General features: G+C 37.5%; 16 protein-coding genes. 14 read left to right on the top strand and 2 right to left on the bottom strand.

Annotated elements, in window-relative coordinates; translation table 11 throughout:
- Positions 1 to 30 precede the first annotated feature (30 nt).
- From PKC21_03100 to PKC21_03065, 8 genes are all read left to right on the top strand, one after another.
- The gene (locus PKC21_03100; GenBank protein HMR24321.1) at positions 31 to 801 is read left to right on the top strand and encodes a prepilin-type N-terminal cleavage/methylation domain-containing protein; all 771 of its coding nucleotides are present in this window, start codon (positions 31 to 33) and stop codon (positions 799 to 801) included.
- Between the two features lie 387 nt (positions 802 to 1,188).
- The gene (locus tag PKC21_03095; GenBank protein ID HMR24320.1) at positions 1,189 to 1,467 is read left to right on the top strand and encodes a hypothetical protein; all 279 of its coding nucleotides are present in this window, start codon (positions 1,189 to 1,191) and stop codon (positions 1,465 to 1,467) included.
- Positions 1,468 to 1,736: 269 nt separating this feature from the next.
- Positions 1,737 to 3,428 carry a potassium-transporting ATPase subunit KdpA gene (gene kdpA / locus PKC21_03090; protein ID HMR24319.1) on the top strand — a complete coding sequence of 564 codons (1,692 nt, stop codon included), beginning with the start codon at positions 1,737 to 1,739 and terminating at the stop codon, positions 3,426 to 3,428.
- 2 nt (positions 3,429 to 3,430) lie between these two features.
- On the top strand, positions 3,431 to 5,506 hold the full coding sequence (gene kdpB / locus PKC21_03085; GenBank protein ID HMR24318.1) for a potassium-transporting ATPase subunit KdpB: 2,076 nt from the start codon (positions 3,431 to 3,433) through the stop codon (positions 5,504 to 5,506).
- Positions 5,506 to 6,066 carry a potassium-transporting ATPase subunit KdpC gene (gene kdpC, locus PKC21_03080; GenBank protein HMR24317.1) on the top strand — a complete coding sequence of 187 codons (561 nt, stop codon included), beginning with the start codon at positions 5,506 to 5,508 and terminating at the stop codon, positions 6,064 to 6,066. The genes kdpB and kdpC overlap by 1 nt, the downstream gene beginning before the upstream one ends.
- Positions 6,067 to 6,070: 4 nt before the next feature.
- Positions 6,071 to 8,752: a sensor histidine kinase KdpD gene (locus PKC21_03075; GenBank protein HMR24316.1), complete on the top strand. Its 2,682-nt coding sequence runs from the start codon at positions 6,071 to 6,073 to the stop codon at positions 8,750 to 8,752.
- A complete protein-coding gene (locus PKC21_03070; GenBank protein HMR24315.1) occupies positions 8,752 to 9,441 on the top strand; it encodes a response regulator transcription factor in 690 nt (229 codons plus the stop codon). The genes PKC21_03075 and PKC21_03070 overlap by 1 nt, the downstream gene beginning before the upstream one ends.
- A gap of 374 nt (positions 9,442 to 9,815) precedes the next feature.
- The gene (locus tag PKC21_03065; GenBank protein ID HMR24314.1) at positions 9,816 to 12,329 is read left to right on the top strand and encodes a cation-transporting P-type ATPase; all 2,514 of its coding nucleotides are present in this window, start codon (positions 9,816 to 9,818) and stop codon (positions 12,327 to 12,329) included.
- A 206-nt stretch (positions 12,330 to 12,535) separates the two neighbouring features.
- Here the strand turns inward: PKC21_03065 and PKC21_03060 are convergent, their stop codons facing one another.
- On the bottom strand, positions 12,536 to 13,300 hold the full coding sequence (locus PKC21_03060; GenBank protein HMR24313.1) for a YoaK family protein: 765 nt from the start codon (positions 13,298 to 13,300) through the stop codon (positions 12,536 to 12,538).
- A 406-nt stretch (positions 13,301 to 13,706) separates the two neighbouring features.
- On the opposite strand from PKC21_03060, the gene PKC21_03055 reads away from it, so the two are divergent.
- A complete protein-coding gene (locus PKC21_03055; protein HMR24312.1) occupies positions 13,707 to 14,051 on the top strand; it encodes a DMT family protein in 345 nt (114 codons plus the stop codon).
- Between the two features lie 139 nt (positions 14,052 to 14,190).
- Here PKC21_03055 and PKC21_03050 read toward each other — a convergent pair whose 3' ends face one another.
- Complete coding sequence (locus PKC21_03050; protein ID HMR24311.1) at positions 14,191 to 14,835, bottom strand: hypothetical protein; 645 nt, start codon at positions 14,833 to 14,835, stop codon at positions 14,191 to 14,193.
- 520 nt (positions 14,836 to 15,355) lie between these two features.
- Between PKC21_03050 and PKC21_03045 the strand changes: the two genes are divergently transcribed.
- The 5 genes from PKC21_03045 to PKC21_03025 all read left to right on the top strand — a co-directional run bounded on the left by PKC21_03045 (position 15,356) and on the right by PKC21_03025 (position 20,865).
- Positions 15,356 to 16,489: a DEAD/DEAH box helicase gene (locus PKC21_03045; protein HMR24310.1), complete on the top strand. Its 1,134-nt coding sequence runs from the start codon at positions 15,356 to 15,358 to the stop codon at positions 16,487 to 16,489.
- Positions 16,490 to 17,040: 551 nt separating this feature from the next.
- Complete coding sequence (locus PKC21_03040) at positions 17,041 to 18,060, top strand: phosphotransferase (protein ID HMR24309.1); 1,020 nt, start codon at positions 17,041 to 17,043, stop codon at positions 18,058 to 18,060.
- 20 nt (positions 18,061 to 18,080) lie between these two features.
- Positions 18,081 to 19,082: a nucleoside hydrolase gene (locus tag PKC21_03035; GenBank protein ID HMR24308.1), complete on the top strand. Its 1,002-nt coding sequence runs from the start codon at positions 18,081 to 18,083 to the stop codon at positions 19,080 to 19,082.
- Positions 19,083 to 19,117: 35 nt separating this feature from the next.
- Positions 19,118 to 20,029, top strand: a complete 912-nt coding sequence (locus PKC21_03030; GenBank protein ID HMR24307.1) for a polysaccharide deacetylase family protein — start codon at positions 19,118 to 19,120, stop codon at positions 20,027 to 20,029.
- A 200-nt stretch (positions 20,030 to 20,229) separates the two neighbouring features.
- Entirely contained in the window at positions 20,230 to 20,865 is a 636-nt protein-coding gene (locus PKC21_03025; protein HMR24306.1) for a hypothetical protein, read from the top strand.
- Positions 20,866 to 20,894 lie beyond the last annotated feature (29 nt).

Raw genomic sequence — 20,894 nt, 5'->3', positions numbered from 1 at the left:
TTATTATTAAACTTATAGTACCATAAAGCTGTGTCTTTCCACCATTACATAAATAAAGCAAAATATTTACGTTTGGGATTAACCCTTGTTGAAATTATGATTGCTGTGGTTATTATCGGTTTATTGGCAGCCGTCACTGTTCCTGCATACTTAGAGTACGTACAAAAATCTAGAGCTACTGAAGGAGCTTTGGCAATTCGTTTTTTCTATGATGCTGAACATGTCTTTGCTTCAAAAAACCAAATATTTGTCAATGACTCAACTCATGGCCAAGTGCCGTGTAGACCCAGTCCAAGATTTGTTAGCATCTGTACAAAAAGTTTGGATGGAAATACAATTAGAGACTACCCTCCCAGCATCAAACGCCCTTTTGTCATATTTCATGATAATAATTATTTTTCTTATAATCCATCCACGAGAGTTTGCACTTTAGATGCATTTTATGGACATCCTCAACTGCTTAATCTCGGAGGTAACGGACCAACTCGATTCAGAGGAACCGAATACTATACCACTTTTCCTACACCTACTTTCTTTTTAGTGCGTGCCCGTCAAGACCAAGCATTGGTTGATCAATACGGGGCATCTTTACCAAACACTTTAATGATTACCGCAATTGCTGACTTAGATGGTGATAACGACGATGACGGAGTATGGTGTGAAGGAGGCGGAGTTGGCTTATCTCCATCAGAATCATACTTTGATATTAAAAACTTACATATCTATGCACGAGGAATGTATATTGATGCTCTTGGTGAAGTTAAAGGAACTGGAATGATCGTTGTTAATGAAAACGATTAAAATTGCGGGATAGACTATCTATTCCTAATCAAGTAATTCCCGCGGTACAGCTACCGAAATTTTTGCATTTATATCATTGTAATTTGTATTCTGTCCTCAGAATTACTTAATCACATATAAACAACAAAGAGAAAAACTGCGCTATCAATATAAAGTGCAAAAGTTAATAATCTTGCGGCAAAAAATTCTGCTGTGCCGAAAACTTTTTTCACGTATGTCACGCAATGTAGAGCGAACAATGGTTTATTTTCAGATTCCTCCCCCAATCAAGTGATGGAAATCAGCACACAAATAGAACTTTAAGGTTTTCAGGTATCGGTTAAATTACGCCCCAATAATGATTCGGCGTGGCGGACGAGCGAATTTTACGCCTTTTTTATATGCGGCTTGATACAACTTATTTTTATGGTCCAAAGATATACAACCATATTGTTGACCGTTTTGAGTGTGTTTTCAATTAAATACCCAGTAAACGCCACTGGGATATACATTGATCCGTGTGAACAATACATTCAGATGAAGAAAGACGCAGAGAAACTGTTGGATCAATGCATAAAAGGTTCGGTAAAAACTGAAAAAGTAACGGATCACCATTTTTGTGCTGTGGAGGTGCGCAATCTCATTACGGCATATCGTGAACTTAGAGCTTGCAGAGCAAGGCATTGAGGTTGTCATGTCTGATTTAGCTTGGATTCAACTTATCGCTTACTTACCGTTCATTTTGTATGGGGTTTGCGATTTATATTTCCGGAAGTGATGTTCAAAACGGAAAATTATTAGGAGATCTATAAAATTATAAATTTTTATGCCATTTTTATATGGATTTTTATAGATTCACAAAATGGAATTTAAACTACTTGGCCTCATTGCAGGCTTGTTGATTTTGTATTTGGTCTACGCCGTTTTTCACCCTGAGAAATTTTGAGGTAGTGAGTATGAATTATTTTTTTGGAATTCAAATTGTTGTGTACATCGCACTCCTTACGTTTCTAGCGCCTCTGTTGGGGAAATACTTTGCAAGGGTTTATCAGGGCAAAGCAACAATACTTACACCTTTATTGGGGGGGGCGGAAAAACTGTCTTACAAGCTTTCTGGGATTGATGCATCAAAAGAAATGACGGCATTTCAATACGGTATGGCCGTTGTGGTTTTCAATGCCTTGGGATTTGCCGTGTTGTTTGTTTTACTAATTTCCCAAAGTCACTTGCCACTCAATCCGCAAGGTCTTCCAAATGTGTCTTGGCCGTTGGCTTTCAATACGGCGATTTCGTTTGTAACAAATACCAATTGGCAAGCTTATTCTGGGGAAGCTAGCCTAAGTTACTTTGTTCAAATGGTGGGGCTGACTGTGCAAAACTTTCTGAGTGCCGCAACAGGTATGGCTGTTCTTGTAGCCTTGAGTCGAGGTATTTCACGTTCATCCATGACTACTATTGGTAACTTTTGGTCGGACTTGGTCAAGTCGATCATTTATATTTTATTTCCTCTTTCTTTGGTATGGGCCGTGGTTTTGATGAGCCAAGGAGTTGTTCAGACCTTTACTCCTTATGTTGAGGCGATTTCCTTAGAAGGTATGAGGCAATTGATTCCTTTGGGGCCGGTAGCATCCCAAATTGCCATTAAACAATTGGGTACAAATGGAGGAGGATTTTTTGGTGTTAACAGTGCACATCCATTTGAAAACCCAACACCGTTTTCAAATTTTGTTGAGTTGCTTGGGATTCTCTTGATCCCGGCTGCGCTTGTGTTTATGTATGGACATCTTTGCGGAGCCAGAAAACATGCGCGAATTATTTATACTGTGATGTTGGGAATTTTTATTTCAGCTCTTGCGATCTCCTTATATGGTGAATTGTCCTATAATCCGACGCTTGGTCTTCAGGCTTCGATGGAAGGGAAAGAAGTTCGTTTCGGTGTTGAAAACAGTGTACTTTGGTCTGTTGCGACCACAGCAGCCTCAAACGGCTCGGTAAATGCCATGCATGACAGCTTATCCCCTCTGTCCGGTGGAGTGAGCATGTTTTTGATCTTATTAGGAGAGATTATCTTTGGTGGTGTAGGAGTTGGCATGTGTGGAATGATTTTTTTTGTGATTTTAACCGTTTTCTTGGCGGGACTTATGGTTGGACGTACACCGGAGTACTTAGGGAAAAAGATTGAAAAACGAGAGATTCAAATGGTGATTTTCGCTATCATCGGCCCAAGCGCGGTGATTCTTCTTGGTACGGGTTTTTCTGCCGTCTTCCCAAATGCATTGCAGAGCTTAAGTAACCAAGGCCCTCATGGTCTTTCGGAATTGTTGTATGCCTTTGCCTCTGCTGCTGGAAACAATGGAAGTGCGTTTGCAGGTCTTAATGCCAACACAACATTTTTCAATATTTGTTTGGGGCTTACGATGTTGGTAGGTCGTTTTATCATTATTATTCCTGCACTGATCATTGGGGGAAGTTTAGTCCAAAAAAAGGTGATTCCATCTTCTGCTGGAACTTTCTCAACTGAAAATGGAACGTTTTCAGTTTTATTGGTGAGTGTTATTATCATCTTAGGGGCACTAACCTTTTTTCCTACCTTGTGTCTTGGCCCTATTGTGGAACATTTATTAATGCTTAGTGGGAGATCTTTTTAATCATGAACTTACACGTTAAAAGTCAAAGTATTTATCAAGAATCCATTGTAGAAGCTTTGAAAAAACTGCTTCCACATAAAATGATTCGGAACCCTGTGATGTTTGTGACCTATGTAGGTGCAATTATAGTAACAGTGTTTACCTTGCTTTCCACTTTTTCAGGATTTTCAGTTCAAATTTCACTTTGGCTTTGGTTTACGGTGTTATTTGCAAATTTTGCAGAAGCACTTGCTGAAAGTCGGGGAAAGGCACAAGCGGCATCGCTTCGACGTAGTCGAAAGGAAGTGATGGCACGACGGCTTGTCAATGACAAGGAAGAAAAAGTTCAAGCAACCCAACTTCAAAACGGAGACTTGGTTTTATGTGAAGCTGGAGATGTCATTCCTTCAGATGGGGAAGTTGTTGAAGGGGTTGCCAGTATTGACGAATCGGCTATCACTGGTGAATCTGCCCCAGTGATTCGCGAAAGTGGAGGGGATCGAAGTGCAGTCACAGGTGGAACAAGAGTTTTAAGTGATCGCATTGTTATGCGTGTTACAGCTACTGCCGGCAACACCTTTTTGGATCGAATGATTCAATTGATTGAGACAGCATCACGTCAAAAAACACCAAATGAAGTTGCGCTCAGCATGCTTTTATCGGGAATTACGATGGTTTTTATTCTTGCGGTCGTTACTCTAAAATTGATGACCGATTATAGTGCCCAAGCCTCTCATCAAGACATTTCCAATATCATCACTGTTCCAAATTTGGTGTCTCTTTTGGTGTGTCTCATCCCCACAACAATTGGAGGTCTTTTAAGTGCCATTGGTATTGCAGGGATGGATCGTTTGATTCGGAAAAACGTTATAGCCAAAAGTGGTCGTGCGGTTGAAGCTGCCGGTGATATTAATGTGCTTCTGATGGATAAAACCGGCACGATTACCTTGGGTAATCGTATGGCGACCCAATTTATCCCTGCGGATCAAGTAGAAGAAAAGGAACTGGCCGAGGCGGCTCAATTGGCTTCCCTATCGGATGAAACGCCTGAAGGGCGGTCCATTGTTGTTTTGGCAAAAAAATGTTTTTCTCTACGTGCTCAAAATATTAGGATGCTTGAAACCCACTTTGTTCCTTTTTCTGCACAAACGCGGATGAGTGGCGTGGACTTAGTTGATAAAAACTCTAAGGAAACACGCAAAATTCGCAAAGGTGCAGTTGATGCTATGGTGTCTTATCTTCAAGCAGAAGGTGCCCAGGTTCCTGAAACCTTGGTCAAGCAAGCTGAACAAGTCAGCAAAAAAGGGGGGACACCGCTTGTTGTATGTGATGGCAAGAAAACACTAGGGATCGTTTATTTAAAGGATATCGTTAAAGGCGGTATACGTGAACGTTTTGCCGAGCTTCGCAAAATGGGAATTATGACGGTGATGATTACGGGAGACAATCCTCTAACGGCTGCATCGATTGCAGCTGAAGCTGGTGTCGATGATTTTATTGCAGAAGCCACGCCGGAAATAAAACTTCAGCGAATTCGCGATGATCAAGCCAAAGGTCATCTAGTTGCTATGACGGGAGATGGCACCAATGATGCTCCTGCGTTAGCACAGGCGGATGTTGGGGTTGCGATGAACACTGGGACACAGGCGGCTCGTGAAGCTGGAAATATGGTGGATCTTGATAGCAATCCAACGAAATTGATTGAAGTGGTCAAAACCGGAAAGCAATTGTTGATGACACGTGGTGCGTTGACAACATTTAGTATCTCCAATGACGTTGCGAAATATTTTGCCATTCTTCCAGCCATGTTAGGCAGCTTGTATGCAGCTCAACCTGGTTATTCAGGACCTCTTTCTTCTTTAAACGTAATGGGTCTTCATTCTCCACAGAGCGCGATCTTGAGTGCAGTCATCTTTAATGCGATTGTGATCGTTTTACTGATTCCACTTGCTCTCAAGGGAATTAGATATCGTCCTGAAAGCTCCTCGAAGGTTCTTCGTCGAAATATGATGCTTTATGGTGTGGGAGGGTTTGTTGTTCCGTTTGTCGGGATCAAAGCTTTAGACTCCCTACTCACATTGTTGGGATTGGTGGGGTAATGATGAGATTATTTTTGCAATGTATTGGATTGTTCTTTTGGTGTACTTTTTTAACTGGAGGAGTATATCCACTGCTTCTTTTAGGCATTGGAAATGTAACTTTTTACGAAAAGACTCATGGGAGCCTTGTGTACCGAGATGACCGAATCGTGGGTTCTTATTTAATTGGCCAATCTTTTCGTGAGAAGCGGTACTTTTGGTCTCGCCCATCCAGTGTTAATTATGATCCGAGTTCATCTGGAGCCTCCAATTTAGGTCCGACCAGTGCGATGTTAAAAACAAATATTAAGGCTAGACAAGAAACATTCGGAACAAACGCACCCATTGAATTTTTAACGGCTTCAGGAAGTGGTCTAGACCCGCATATCAGCCTGCAGGGGGCTATAATCCAGATTCCACGGATAGTTAGGGCTCGAAATTTGGATCGGCAGAAAGAAGAGATGTTGCGGAACCTTGTCCAAAGTAAGGTGGAAGCCCCGGATTTCGGATTTTTGGGAGAAGAGAGAGTGAATGTTTTTAAATTAAACCTTGCTTTAGATCAGCTTTTTTTGGGAAATTGATTCCATGACAATAGAGCGACCAAGGCCGGATGATTTATTGAAGGCAGTTCAGCGAGAAGAACGCCTTTCAAAAACGGGAAAACTCCGCGTATTTTTTGGCATGGCAGCGGGTGTTGGAAAAACATTTGCCATGCTCAAAGCCGCGCACGAAAAGCAAAAAGACGGTACGGATGTAGTCATTGGAGTTATTCATACGCATGGCCGGCCAGAAACAGAAGCTCTTTTAATTGGTTTACCCATCCTTCCACTCAAACGCCTTCGTTATAGGGGCGTTGAAATGGAAGAGTTAGATTTAGACGCTATTCTTTCTCGTAAACCTCAACTTGTGCTCATTGATGAGCTGGCCCATACCAATGTTTCTGGAAGTCGGCATGAAAAGCGTTGGCAAGACATCACCGATATATTAGATGCAGGCATAGATGTTTATACAACGCTCAATGTGCAACATTTGGAAAGTCGTAAAGAGATTGTGGAGTCGATTACTGGGATTACCATTCGAGAAACGGTTCCAGATGTCTTCTTAGAAAAAGCATCTCAAATCGAGTTGGTTGATCTTTCTCCAGAAACGCTTCTGAAGCGATTGAAAGAGGGGAAAGTTTATTTTGCCGATAAAATTGCGCAAGCGTCTAAACACTTTTTCCGGCTTGAAAATCTTGCAGCGCTTCGTGAAATGGCGCTTCGATTTACGGCTGAAAAAGTTGATTACGATCTGTTAAATCTTCGAACTACAACTGCACAGTTTGCCGCATGGAGGACAACTGAGCGCTTGATGGTGGCTGTAAGTTTTAGCCCGCATTCTGAACCCTTGATTCGAGCCACGAGGAGACTTGCTTTTAGTCAAGAAGCTTCTTGGATTGCAGTGTATGTGGATACGGGGAGAAGCTTAAATGAAGAAGACCGAGAAACATTAAAAAAGAACATTGCTCTTGCCCGAGAATTGGGTGCGGAAGTTATTACATTACGCGATCCCGATTTACCCAAAGCATTAATTGAAATTGCTCGTAGGAGAAATGTGACTCAAATTGTGATGGGGCGTCCAGTGCGACATTGGTTTGAGCGCTTTATTCGGGGGGCAAGTCTTCTTGATCGTTTGGTCAAAGAATCGGGCGATATTGATATTCATATTATTCGACAGCGTATTCAAGTGACTCGAAAATTTAAATTTCGTTCTTTTATAGAATCCGAAACCCAAGCATGGGACTATGTGACCTCATTTTGGATTGTGATAGCGGTAAGTGTTGTGACCGCTTTAGTTAAACCTTGGATTGGGTATCAAGCAACGGGATTTATCTTTTTACTTGGGGTGTTAGGTACGGGTCTTAAATATACACATGGTCCGGTCATTTTTTCAGCCTTCCTTTCAGCCCTTGTATGGGACTTCTTTTTTATTCCACCTTTTGGAACGCTTTATATTAGGGAACCAGAAGATATTTTCATGTGTGTTTTGCTTTTTGTATCAGCCATGGTGACTGGGTTTTTTATGTCTCGTATTCGCAAGACAGAACGAATGTTAAGACGAAGAGAGGAAGTTACGGCATCACTCTATCGAATTGCAAGAGATGCTGCGTCTGAACCGAGTCATGCTTTTTATCTTCCTTTGGTATCACAGTCGATAGGTGAACTTCTTGATGGAACTTGTTCTTTCTTTATAAAAAATAGTAAGGGACAGCTTACTCCATTCAATAAGGTATCTAAAAACATCCAATTGAATCCAAAAGAATTTGCTGTGGCGCAATGGACATTTGACCATAACCAACCCGCAGGATGGTCAACAAGTACATTGAGTGGGTCCAAAAGCCTGTATGTACCGATGAAAGGACCCCAAGAAATGATTGGCGTCCTTGTGTTTATGCCTGCATCTACCAAATTTCTTTTATTAGAAGAAGAAAATTTTCTTCATGCTGTGGCCCGGCAGCTTGCGGTATCTATTGAGCGAGAAACTTTTGAAGAACAGGCGCGGCGAACTCAAAAATTAGAAGAGTCAGAATTGCTCTATCAAACTATTCTTAATACCGTGTCACATGAAGTGAAGACTCCGCTTACGACACTTGTTGGATCAGTTGAGGCATTGCGAAATAAAAAAACCTCGTCTACAAAAGAAAAGCAAGAGAGGTTAATGGATGATCTTGAAGAGGCATCAGGGCGACTGACGCGTGTTGTTGAAAACCTTTTGAATATGTCTCGCTTAAGTGCAGGGCAATTATCGCTCCGAATCGACACGCAAGACCCCAATGATCTTGTGCGCAGTGCTATTAAGAGGGAGAAGAAAGCGTTGAGTCATCACCAATTACACTTGCAATTAGATGAATCGATTCCGATGGTCGATATTGATTATGGTTTAATGGAGCATGCATTTGAAAACATATTGCAGAATGCAATTACGTATTCACCCAAAGGGACAAAAATAACAGTATCTACTCGTTCAGAAGAAAACAAAGTGATAATCTGTGTGTCCGATGAAGGGCCTGGAATACCTGAAGAACATATCGATCATATTTTTGATAAATTTTTCAGAATTCCGGGGTCCATTCCAGGTGGAACAGGTTTAGGTTTGTCCGTCGTCAAAGGAATTGTAAATGCCAATGGAGGATATGTTCATATTCATAATAGGCTTGAGGGAGGAATCAGTGTTCAAATGGTTCTTCCCGCTCATGAGATCTTAGAACAACAGGTAGAGGTGTCTTGATGAACAGAGTCCGAATCTTGATTGTAGACGACGAAGCGAGCATTCGTCATTTGTTAAAAGAACATCTTGAAAGCAATGGGTTTGAAGTGAAGGAGGCAAAAGATGGTAAAGAAGGACTTTGCGAAGCTATCGCATTTCGGCCTGAATTGATTCTTCTTGATCTTCAGATGCCTTACGTAGATGGACTAACCATGCTTCGAGAGCTTCGAGCCTGGAGCCAGGTTCCGGTGTTGATATTGACTGTAAAAGACCAAGATGTTGAAAAAGTTACACTCTTAGATGCGGGTGCAGATGATTATGTGACAAAGCCTTTTAGTACACCTGAACTCTTAGCTCGAATTCGAGTGGCGCTTCGACATGCGCGTGGAAACATGGAAGGACCAATTTTTTGTAATGGACCGCTTGAAGTTGATTTGGAAGGTCATATCGTGAAAATGGAGGGAAAAGAAATACACCTTACCTCTACGGAATTTGATGTGCTTCGCATTCTGTGTTTAAACGCTGGAAAAGTTGTTACACAACGTTGTTTACTAAGAGATATATGGGGTCCAAATTTGGTGGAACATACGCAATACCTTCGAGTGTATATTCGGCAACTTCGGCAAAAACTAAAGTGGAATAATGATAAATACGGTGAGCTCATTGCGACGGAACCAAATGTCGGTTACCGATTGCGATTGATCGATTAATTCTGTTTGGTTAGGTTTGGAGGTTAGGTGCCAGGCGTATAATTCAGATACGATGTATAATTGAGTAGAGTAGATAAAACCTGAAGTAAAAATTGTTATTTTGATATTTTTTTTAGATGGTGTCGATAACGATTCCACATAGATAGAATGAGAAAGTCATCGGGTACGTTAACTTTTTTGTTCAAAGGGTAGAATATAGCGCATACAGATAATTTAACTCGATGGCAACACGAACATACTTTTGGAACAGAGGTTCGAACTCAAGGAGAATACGGAACTTTATTTGTCAGTTGAATAAAAGTTGATTTAATTGTTAAAAAATTTAAAACTGGTTTAAAACATAATTTTTATCATTAATCATTCGTTTGGACATCATGAATAGACCGGAAACTCAAAGTAAGTTACAGAATCTAAAGCATGTCTCTTTTGTATCACTGCAAAATATAAAGCGACATGAAGGTGGTTTAACCTCTTCTGAAGTTCTAGCGCAAAGAGCTCGTTTTGGTGCAAATGATATTGTCAAAATTTCCGGTAACAAATGGCTAGAGTTGGCCGCAGAAACCGTAAAAGACCCGATGATTTGGTTTCTTGTGGGGGTTGGTACGGTGTTTATAATGGTAAACAATTTATCCGATGCGATCACCTTATTTGTAGCCATTATTCCGTTGGTGTTTATGGATGCGTTTCTACATTGGAGAACTCAGGCTTCGACTTCGGACTTAAGGAAGCAACTGAGCTCTAAAGTTGAAGTCATTCGAGAATCGAAGAAAGTAGAGATTGATTCACTTGATCTAGTTCCTGGGGATATTGTCGTTGTGCATGAAGGTTTATTTTTACCTGCAGATGGTATCTTTGAACATACTCAGAATATTCAGGTAGACGAATCCGCTCTGACTGGAGAAGCTTTTCCCATTCCAAAAACCCCGGCTTTTTTTGACCCTTTTTCTCTATCGTCTATGAAAGTTCAAAAGATTTCATCAGAACATTTGGCGTATGCAGGTACAAAAGTACTCACAGGGCAGGGTGTGTTTCGAGTGTTGTGGACCGGCAAGCAAACATCCTATGGTGAGATTGTTCAGTCAATTTCATATATGCCATCAGATCGAACTCCTTTTCAAAAGTCAATTTCCAAGCTCGTACAAATTCTTACATATGCGGCAGTTATTTTTTGTATTTTGCTGGCAACGATCCGCATTTATCAAGGGTATAGCTGGCTTGATGCGTTGTTAAGTGCAGCTACGCTCGCTGTAGCTGCAATTCCAGAAGAGTTCCCCGTCGTGTTCACTTTTTTTTTGAGTGTAGGAGTTTACCGGCTTGCCAAGCACAATGTATTGGTGAGACGGGCAGTGAGTGTTGAAAATATTGGTCGGGTTACGCAAGTATGTACCGATAAGACAGGTACAATTACTTTAGGAAATTTAAGCCTGACGCATATTGATCCAAAAATTAATTTGTCAGAAAATGATTTAGTTACAATGGCATCTTTTGCATCATCTTCTGACTTTGACCCAATTGATATTGCAATTCGCCGAGCTAACAAAAAAGAAAAAAGTACTGGTGAAGAAAAGGTGAAAACCGTTCCTTTTACTGAGGACAGAAAACGTGAAACCGTTTTTGTCAAAGGGGCAAATGGTCAATATATAGTTTATAGCAAGGGTTCTCCAGAAGTTCTACTAAGTATCTCAAAAATGTCGGAAATAGAGCGAAAAGAGTGGGAGCAAAAAATAACTCATTGGGCAAAGAGTGGACATAAGGTTCTGGGATGTGCTCAAAAGCAGATTGCGTCCATTGACGAAAATGATGAGCCAGAATCTAATTTTGAGTTTTGTGGACTCTTAGCTTTTGAGGATCCACCCAGACCTGGAGTAGCTGAAGCGATGAATTATTGTCGGAAAAGTGGAATCCATATTTTAATGATTACGGGAGATCATCCAGATACGGCAATAGCTATCGCAAAGGACTCAAAACTGGTGATTGGCGAACCTCGTATTATTTCTGCATGGGAAGAGCCAGAAAAATTTGAAGAAGATTGGATTTATAGCAATGCTCGTTTTCTTAGAGAACTAGATATAGTTGCTCGTTGCACACCGATGCAAAAAATGAGAATTGTAAAAGCGTTAAAGGGACTTGGGGAGTTGGTGGCTGTAACGGGAGATGGAATTAACGATGTGCCTGCACTCAAATCTGCCGATATTGGAATTGCGATGGGAGCAAGGGGTACAAAAAGTGCCAGAGAGGTTTCGTCGATTATATTAACGGATGACAATTTTAGTACCATCATTAATGCAATTCGAGAGGGGAGACAACTCTATCTAAATTTGAAAACAAGTTTTACTTACCTGCTTTTAATCCATATCCCACTCGTTTTAACAGCAGCATTGATTCCGTTGGGGGGGTATCCCCTTTTGTACCTTCCTATTCATATTGTATGGCTAGAATTGATTATTCATCCAACTGCACTTTTTGCATTTCAATTTAAAACAGATAGCAATCGAGAAAAACACGTTCATCAAAACACTTTTTTTTCTGTCAACGAGGTGTTGTGGATCTCCTTTTTTGGTCTAGTTGTTACTATTATTTTAGGGTTAAGTTTTTTCTTTGGCTTGAACGAAGGTTTGGGTTTGGATCATGCTCGAGCTAAAGCAATGGCTATACTGACTATGTGGAGCGTAGGGATAACCATATTTTTTACCGGTTTTCGCTCAAGAGTTGCGAATATTTTGTCTTTGGGAATAGTTGTGATTTCGATGTTAATCATTCAAAGTTCTAAGTTTTTTCCATCACTTCACTTGCTTCCTTTGAACTGGGTAGATTGGTTAGAAATCCTAAGTTTTGTTGGGGGGGTATTGCTTATGTTTAAGGTCAAAAAAATTAGATCAATATTTTGAAGCAATTATATAATAAACGCGCTAGACGTCTGGAATCTTGAGACACACTATGTACTCTTAACAAAGAAATGTTATTTTCATTAGGAAAACGTAGTGCGTCCCCAAATTTTTAAAGTAATTTTTTTAAAATAAGTTTTTAGATATCGTTCCCAAAATTAAAATCGGGAGCTTTTACACTAAACTTCTAGCTGGTTAAACTCATGCTATTATTTTAAAATCAATATCTTTGAAGATTTAAAAAACGGAATTACAACTTGAAAAACGAACATAATAAAAAACAGAAAACCAGATATCAAGCAAGGCAATAAAAAGCCTCTAAATTCAAATTGCTGGAAAACAGGAACCCCAGCGAGTGAGCCAATTACAAAAAACAAAATAATCCCTGAGCGCATGAGGTTGGCTTTGCCTTCATCATTAATATCACTTATCCGCTTCCTATTGATTATTCTTACAAGTCCTATCCCAAGATCAGTTGTAATACCCGTCAAATGCGTCGTACGTACTACTGATTTAGAAACCAAAGATACTGCCCCATTTTGAATTCCACAAATAAAACACAACAGAACAACCAGGCTATATCCATTGATGCTTTCAGGAGTATGACCGAATTCTCCAAAAAAGTCGTTAAATCCCCCAACAGTGACCAATAATGATAAAAAAAACATCAAACCAAAAACCCAGTAGTATTTAGGCTTTTTTTTTAATTTAATTCTTAAATCAATCAAAACTCCACTAATCATTGCTCCAAAGAGAAAAGCAACCGGTATTAATACTAAACCTAAAAATCGAAACGTATTTCCCATCTCGATCTGGACACTTGCTGCTGTAGCAAAACCGGTGACATGTGAAATAAAAGTATTTGCTGCTAAAAAGCCGCCAACATTTAGTAGTCCAGCCTGAAGTGCCATAATAAACCATATCATCATATTGCTCCGGCTATATGTAGAGATAGTTTCATTTCCAAAAATCATATAGAATAGTTTATTACACTTGTGTAAAGGGTCAACAGATATATTTTAATAGCTTCAGTTTGAGCATGCAAATTAAACGAACAAATTAAAGAAAGCGTAATAATTTTTTTTTACCAGGCCATCTAGTAATATGATCAAACACAACGCGTTAAAAATAAGCCATTTTAAACAAAATATTAAAAAAGTATTTTAGTAGCTCAGTAGATTAAAAGTAAACCAGTACTTTTATACGACTAGATTTTTTATTGTTTGCTAAAGCATAGATATGGTGAAAAAATATCTGTGTGAATAAGTTTTTTCTGGGCATACTATTAGCTTAGCAAGTAGTATATCTAAAACTCCGCAAAGTGACTGAGTATTTTTACCGGTTACTTTTAGTAGTATACGCAATGAGAAAGATGAATAAATGACGGCGATTTCTACAATAGCACTACTGATCATTTCAAACCTTTTTATGACATACGCTTGGTATGGACATTTAAAAAACATGAATACCATGCCTCTTATCGTTACCATTCTTGTGAGCTGGGGGATTGCTTTTTTTGAATATTGTTTTCAGGTTCCCGCTAATCGTATTGGTTTTGGTTATTTTACACTACCACAACTCAAGATTATTCAAGAAGTCATTACTCTTATAGTATTTGTAGGGTTTGCGATATTTTATATGGGAGTCAAACCAAGCCTGAACTTATTGTGGGCAAGTTTATGTTTGGTAGGTGCTGTTTATTTTATTTTTAGAGATGGTTTTTAAATGGGTAGAAACTTTTGATATGAAAACAGATCTTGCCAGTTACCAGTTACTTTAATCTTGTGAGTTTGATTGATACAGATCTTGTATCTTAAATCTGAAAAAGTGTCTGATATTTTTTACATTATATAGAAAGTTAATTTTAGTTTGAAGTCTCTTCTGTTTTTCTAAAATCAAATGGAAGCATGACTAAACTTCCGTTTCGGTTGATATGAGATGAATAACTTGGGCTATCACTGGCATAACTTTTATGGTCCATGGTGATTGACCAGGTTCCAATAAAATAAGGGACATGAACGATGGCTTCTTTAGGCCATGTGCGGGGATATAAGACAAACTTTGCATTTAAAGTACTTTTTTCACCGGGTGTTAGACCGTTGGGACCAAGTGCAGCCATACTTTCTTGGGAAGATAGACGTACTTGGGTTTCTATAAAACGTCGCTTTTTTAGCCATTCCCATTCTTTGTCAATATGTAAATATTTTTTAGCAATGCCCGCAAAGTCTCTGCTCATAAAATATCGTTGTGTTGCTGCATAGACTAGGGGATATTCATTTAAATCCATTGACAGTTGTATGGTTCCGCTAGTATCCCAACTGCCTTGCAGAAGAAGTTTATCTTCAATGGTTTGAATCTCATGATCAACTGTTTGAAGTTTGGGACTTAAAAAAGAGCAGCTGACTTGCCCTGTGCTGTCCGTACAATCAACAAAAGCATAATATAAACTTGAATTAAGTCTTTTCAGGTCTTCAGATAAACTGTTAACAGTGCTTCTGTCTGTTTTCATTACAATGATGTAAGACCCAGTAAAAGATTGGTTTGTAGTCTGGCCTTGAACAGTGAAAAAATACAACTGGATAATAAAAGAAGTCCAAAGGATCAATTTTATAGGGTATTTATGATGAGGCTTGGCTTGCCGCATAATATGTTTTAACAAAAGTAGACTGAAAAGTCACTAGGTATCTAAGCCGGTAAAAAGTACCTTGGTAAAAAAGCACCCTGTTACTTTGGGGTAACAAGTAAGACGCTTTCTAAATTGAAATCGTGAAGCATATTGTGCGTCCTTAGGTTATAAATTTTAAAAGCTTGCTTTTTAACCTTATTCAAGATAGGTGAAAAAAAAGTATATAAAATTTCTTATAAAAAGTAAGCGTTGCAAAAGCAACATATCCTAGGTCCCTAGGCTATCTAAAAGATCTTCTCTAAAAACTGTCGGTCCAAAGCATTAAATAAGATTTGATTGAACTGTTCGTATTCAGTTCTCTTTATGTGCGTTTGTATGAATTAACTTTTTATAAAGGAAAAAAATGAAAACATTTCAAGAAATGGGCTTATCAGAAGCTCTTTTATCAACATTAAAAGATATACAATTTACTATACCAACACCTATACAAAGCAAAGCGATACCATTGGCTTTACAAGGAAAAGATATTTTAGGATCAGCTCAAACAGGAACCGGGAAAACTGGAGCATTTGGTATACCTTTGGTATCAAAATTATTATCTAGCTCTAGAGGGAAAGCACTTGTTATAACTCCAACAAGAGAGCTGGCTTCTCAAGTTATGAGTCAACTAAAGCTGATGTTGGGTAATAACTCAAATATAAAGTCAGCTTTATTAATTGGTGGAGAATCTTTACCAAAACAAGAACGTCAAATACAAAGTCGCCCTAGAATTATTGTGGGAACTCCTGGGAGAATTAATGATCACCTAAGTCGTGGGGTATTAATGCTGCATGATGCAGATTTCTTAGTGTTGGATGAAACAGATCGTATGCTTGATATGGGCTTTGCATGCCAAATAGATAATATAATGAAGTACATGACAGGTAAACGTCAAACATTATTATTTTCCGCGACGCTTCCAAAAAATATTATCAATATTGCAAGAAAATACCAAAATAACGCTGAGTATATAGCAGTTAATCATACCTCAACTCCTGCAACAAAAGTGAAGCAAGATCTTTTGCGTATTAGTCAATCTGAAAAATACTTAAAATTGCTTGATCAACTTGATAAAAGACAAGGCTCAATTGTAATTTTTGTAAAAACAAAATATGGTACAGAAAAAATGGCAGAAAAGCTATCAAAGATGGGGTTTAGTGCAGACGCTATACATGGTAATTTAAATCAAAATAAGCGTGATAGAGTGATATCTGCTTTTAGAGATAAAAAATACCGTATCCTTGTAGCTACAGATATTGCTGCGCGTGGACTAGATATCCCTCATATTGAACATGTTATCAATTATGATCTTCCACAATGTGCAGAAGACTATATTCATAGGATTGGACGAACAGCTAGAGCAGGAGCAACAGGTTCTGCTTTAAATTTAGTTTCACCAGAGGACAGAAAGAAGTGGAATGCAATTTATCGACTTTTGAATCAAAACGAAGCTAATAGTTCACAGTATAGTAATTTTGAGAACAATAGACTGAATTAGAAAGTATAGGTCTAGATGTATAATTTTAGATGTGTCTCAGAATGTTGAAGGATTGCATTTAAAAATACATCTAGCACTTTTATAAGCATGGCGCTTATGCATAGAACTAAGTTTCTTATTCTTTAAAAGCAGCTACTAGTTTAATGGTGTTTTTGGCATTTTTTAAATTTTTAACTTGTTCTATATAGCTAATTTGTAGGTCTTCGACACTTTTTATTTCAGATATTAAACTATTATATCCAGCTAAATCTTTTTCAATTTGGGCTTGAATGAGTTTCCCAAAATAATCATTATAACGATTATCATTAAATTTAAAATAGTTTCTAAATGCTTCTTCAATAGAAGTATGAGTTGCAACATTTTAGGATTTTCCTGAAATTGACAGATTACAATCATTACTTTTAAGTTTTTATAAATAAATTCATTTAAAAAAATAAAAAATACCACATTGTTTTTGAGGGGGTTGTTTGTGATGGATTGTTGTAAAGACAGCTTTTTTAAATTTGTATTAGAAAATAGTGTTTTTCAAGAAAATAAATTAACCTGTTAAAATGAAAACTCCAAACAAACGAGTGTTTTTTGATTATTTACCAAAGGGTTATTTTTTAGATCTAGATGATAAAGCTGATTTGTTTAGTTATTTAAAGAATAAGAAATGGTTTAAAGCTGAAGAGCAAGTTACAGATGTTGAAAAAGCGGGTGAAGGCAATATGAATTGCACCATGCGTATTCAAACCACAAAAAAGTCATATATATTAAAACAAGCACGACCTTGGGTTGAGAAATTTCCTGAAATAAAAGCTCCCATACAAAGAAATTATGTTGAAAAAGCATTTTATGATCAAGTTGCACAAAATGAGCTTTTAGCGGCACAAATGCCAAAAGTATTGCACGATGATAAAGATTCATGTCTTTTGCTTATGGAAGACTTGGGTAAAGGGACAGATTATGCAGATCTTTATAAAGGTAAAAAAATTACAGATCAAGAAATTGAGCAGCTGTTTTATATCTTACAACATTTACATGAATTAGAAGTAGAAGATAATACTGTTTTTTTAAATGAAAAAATGCGTCAATTAAATCATGCTCATATGTTTATTATTCCATTTCAAGATAATAATGGTCTTGATTTAGATGAAATAACGCCTGGTTTAGAAAGTGTTAAATCTAAAGTTATAACAGACAAATTACTTTTAAAAAATATTAATGATTTAGGGCAGCGTTACTTAACTTCTAATACAGGTAGTTTGCTGCATGGTGATTTTTACCCAGGTAGCTGGTTACAAACCAGCTCTGGTATAAAAGTTTTAGATCCTGAGTTTTGTTTTTTGGGAGAAAAAGAGTTTGACTATGGCATAATGTATGCCCACTTAATTGTTGCAGATCAAGATGTAAGCTTATTTAAAACAATCAGCAATAGAATAAATATGTCTACTTTATTAAATTATGCTGGAGTTGAAATTTTAAGACGTTTACTAGGTTACGCACAACTTCCAATTCAATTAGACTTGAAACAAAAAGAACAACTGATTCAGCAAGCCATAACCTTGTTAAATTGCGCTAAAGATTAGTCACAATATAGAAAGCTTTGATGAAATTTTATCTAGTTGGCATTTTTTTAGTTTTTTCATGCGCGTGTGCTCAAGTTCAAAAAATTTGGATTGATACAGATGTTGCAATGTATGACAATAAGCTTTTACAATACTTTCATGATGTGGATGATATTCTGGCTTTACTTCATATAGTTCATGTGCCTAATATGAAAATAGAAGGTATAGCAACACTTTATGGTAATGCGGGACACCACAGAGCTTTTAAGTCAGCGCTTAAAGTTGTAAGTGAGCAAAATAAAAACATACCTATTTATTCTGGAGCAAAACGTTCAAGATACTTTAAAGAAACTGAGGCACAAATAGCATTGATTGAAAGCTTAGAGAAAAATGATGACCTAATCATTATTGCACTAGGGCCTTTAACCAATATTGCTTCAGTTATTCTCAAGAGACCTGATTTGATACCTAAAATCAAAAACCTCATTTTAGTTGGCGGAAGAAGAAGTGAAAAATTCTGGAAGTTTAAAATTGGTCCAAAATATATTCCTGATGCAAATATTGCGCATGATATATTTTCTAGTGATCTCGTTCTAAAGCTTTTAAAAAAAATAACAATTGTACCTTTTGAATTGGCAAGGCAAATGTTTTTTGATCAATACGATATGGAACGTTTAGGAAACATTAATGAAAAAATGTATGAAGTGAGGAGACAAATCAATCCTTGGTTTCAATTATGGAAATTTGTAGGTGAAGAGGGATTTAATCCATTTGACTTGTTTGCTGTGGGTTATGTATCTCATCCACATCTTTTTGATTGTTATGGAGTGGAGCAATACCGTTTGAATCAACTGAAACTAGGAATGAAAAAGAAAGATATTTTAGAAGTGATAGAGTTAAAACAGTCTAAATATGCTCGCATACAGTATTGTATTAATATTGATCAAGATTTTAAGTATGCATTTTTTGAAAATTTAGAAAATAGCAATGGGCAAGGCTTAGTTTTAGATGAAGATAACCTAGAAAACACTGTTAGAGATTAAATAACATTCAATAGATAAAGGACTAGTTTATTACCATGAAAACCATAGCGCTTAATATTGGGTTAGTGACCATAATCGTTCTGAGTCCAGTTTGGGCAAAGCAAATATCTTTAAGTTTTGATGATGCGCCTAGAGGAGATGGATACTATTATACGGGCAAAGAAAGATCACGGGCTTTGGTGAAATCTTTAAAAAAAGCAGATGTGCCACAAGTTATATTTTATGCAAACCCAAAGCATGCAGTGGTTAAACACAATCTAAAGCGTTTAAAATATTATAAAAAATCTGGACATTTGATTGGCAACCACACTTGGCAACATTTATCTGCCAATCAACAAACAGTAGATGAATTTATTAAAGAGGTTGAACGTGCAGATGTTTTTTTAAAAAAACATAATTTGCTTTCACCTTATTTTAGATTTCCTTACTTAAGAAGAGGGGATACGCTTGATAAAGTAAGGGAAATTCGTGAAGGGCTTATAAGCATGGGCTATGAAGATGGCTACGTAACAATTGATAATTATGACTGGTATATGGAGGCATTGTTTCAAAAAGCTTTAAAACAAAAGCGCGATATTAATATGGAGAATATGAAAAAATTTTATGTGGAAATATTAATGAAAAGTATTCGCTTTTATGATGCTTTGGCTGTTGAGATTTTAGGAAGATCACCTAAACACGTTTTGTTATTGCATGAAAATGATTTAGCGGCATTATTTATAGGAGATTTGGTTGAACAATTGCGTAAAGAATCTTGGGAAATTATTGAACCAATAAAAAGTTATGATGATCAAGATTTAAAAATATATCCAGATGTACTTTATCATGGGCAAGGTAGAGTGGCGTCCATAGCCAAACTAAAAAAATACAAAGGTCCAATCAATTCAGGCTACGAAGATGAAAAGATATTAGATGACCTATTTGATGAATACAAAATAATCAATTAACCCAAGTTATCAATAGTCTTTTTAGTTAATTTTTCTAAATTTTGATAATCGTTTAGGAACGTTTTTATCCTGTCAGGATAAATTTTACTTTCATTCATCTTATGTTCATTTTGATTCGCTAGATACGAGCTATGAAGTGTTGGCAATATAAATAAAAATGCCAAAGCTATACAATTAAAATTTAAAATAGGAGAAATGAGATGAAAAATAAAATTAAGTATTCTAGCATATTTGCTTTAGTGATGTTGCTTGCAGTTACATCTGTACAAGCAAAATCGAGTCAAAACATTGAGAATATGTCTGTTGAACAGATTCAGGAAAAAGTTTTTGGAATAGAAACAGTATCTAATTTAACAGAGTACTATTCACAAGAACAAATTAATACATTTGCCAAACAGTACAAGGAAATTGCAGCAAATTTACCTCAGAAAGACTCAACAAAAGTTAAGTTTTTTTTCTGTGGTGATGTAATGGCGTTTCTTACTGTTATGGGTGGACAAGGTTATGCCTGTGTTGGCCCGGAAGCAGATTTATACTCTCTAGGTGGAGCTCAAGTTGGTTTTGGATTTGAACTTTCAGCGGGTTTAAGTTTAATGGTTTACTGGGGTGATGAAAACTTTATTGGAGATTATGATGGTGGCCGTTTTGGTTACTCAAATTATGTGGGTGGACAAGCACTTTGGGCTAATCAAGTATCTGATGAAGTTAATACAAAAGATCCAAGAGGGTTTATTGTCCTTGCAGGAGCAAGACTTGGCTATGGCGGAACTTTATCCGGATCAATGCCAATAGTGCAAGGTACAGAAGGACCCTTGTTTAGTTTAGATTATTTATAAAAGTCATAACAATAGAGGCAGGAGACTGC

This window comes from Oligoflexia bacterium, from assembly GCA_035326705.1.
Lineage (GTDB): Bacteria > Bdellovibrionota_G > JALEGL01 > JALEGL01 > JALEGL01 > JALEGL01.
The sequence above is the reverse complement of the archived record's forward strand: the minus strand, read 5'-3'. Positions and strand labels throughout refer to the sequence as shown.

What these genes read in the sequence shown, in the direction of transcription:
- kdpB (HMR24318.1), top strand. Translation starts at nt 3,431, where the DNA reads ATGAACTTACACGTTAAAAGTCAAAGTATTTATCAAGAATCCATTGTA.
- PKC21_03045 (HMR24310.1), top strand. Translation starts at nt 15,356, where the DNA reads ATGAAAACATTTCAAGAAATGGGCTTATCAGAAGCTCTTTTATCAACA.
- PKC21_03040 (HMR24309.1), top strand. Translation starts at nt 17,041, where the DNA reads ATGAAAACTCCAAACAAACGAGTGTTTTTTGATTATTTACCAAAGGGT.
- PKC21_03035 (HMR24308.1), top strand. Translation starts at nt 18,081, where the DNA reads ATGAAATTTTATCTAGTTGGCATTTTTTTAGTTTTTTCATGCGCGTGT.
- PKC21_03060 (HMR24313.1), bottom strand. Translation starts at nt 13,300, where the DNA reads ATGATTTTTGGAAATGAAACTATCTCTACATATAGCCGGAGCAATATG.
- PKC21_03065 (HMR24314.1), top strand. Translation starts at nt 9,816, where the DNA reads ATGAATAGACCGGAAACTCAAAGTAAGTTACAGAATCTAAAGCATGTC.
- kdpC (HMR24317.1), top strand. Translation starts at nt 5,506, where the DNA reads ATGATGAGATTATTTTTGCAATGTATTGGATTGTTCTTTTGGTGTACT.
- PKC21_03075 (HMR24316.1), top strand. Translation starts at nt 6,071, where the DNA reads ATGACAATAGAGCGACCAAGGCCGGATGATTTATTGAAGGCAGTTCAG.
- PKC21_03055 (HMR24312.1), top strand. Translation starts at nt 13,707, where the DNA reads ATGACGGCGATTTCTACAATAGCACTACTGATCATTTCAAACCTTTTT.
- kdpA (HMR24319.1), top strand. Translation starts at nt 1,737, where the DNA reads ATGAATTATTTTTTTGGAATTCAAATTGTTGTGTACATCGCACTCCTT.
- PKC21_03025 (HMR24306.1), top strand. Translation starts at nt 20,230, where the DNA reads ATGAAAAATAAAATTAAGTATTCTAGCATATTTGCTTTAGTGATGTTG.
- PKC21_03030 (HMR24307.1), top strand. Translation starts at nt 19,118, where the DNA reads ATGAAAACCATAGCGCTTAATATTGGGTTAGTGACCATAATCGTTCTG.
- PKC21_03050 (HMR24311.1), bottom strand. Translation starts at nt 14,835, where the DNA reads ATGAAAACAGACAGAAGCACTGTTAACAGTTTATCTGAAGACCTGAAA.
- PKC21_03070 (HMR24315.1), top strand. Translation starts at nt 8,752, where the DNA reads ATGAACAGAGTCCGAATCTTGATTGTAGACGACGAAGCGAGCATTCGT.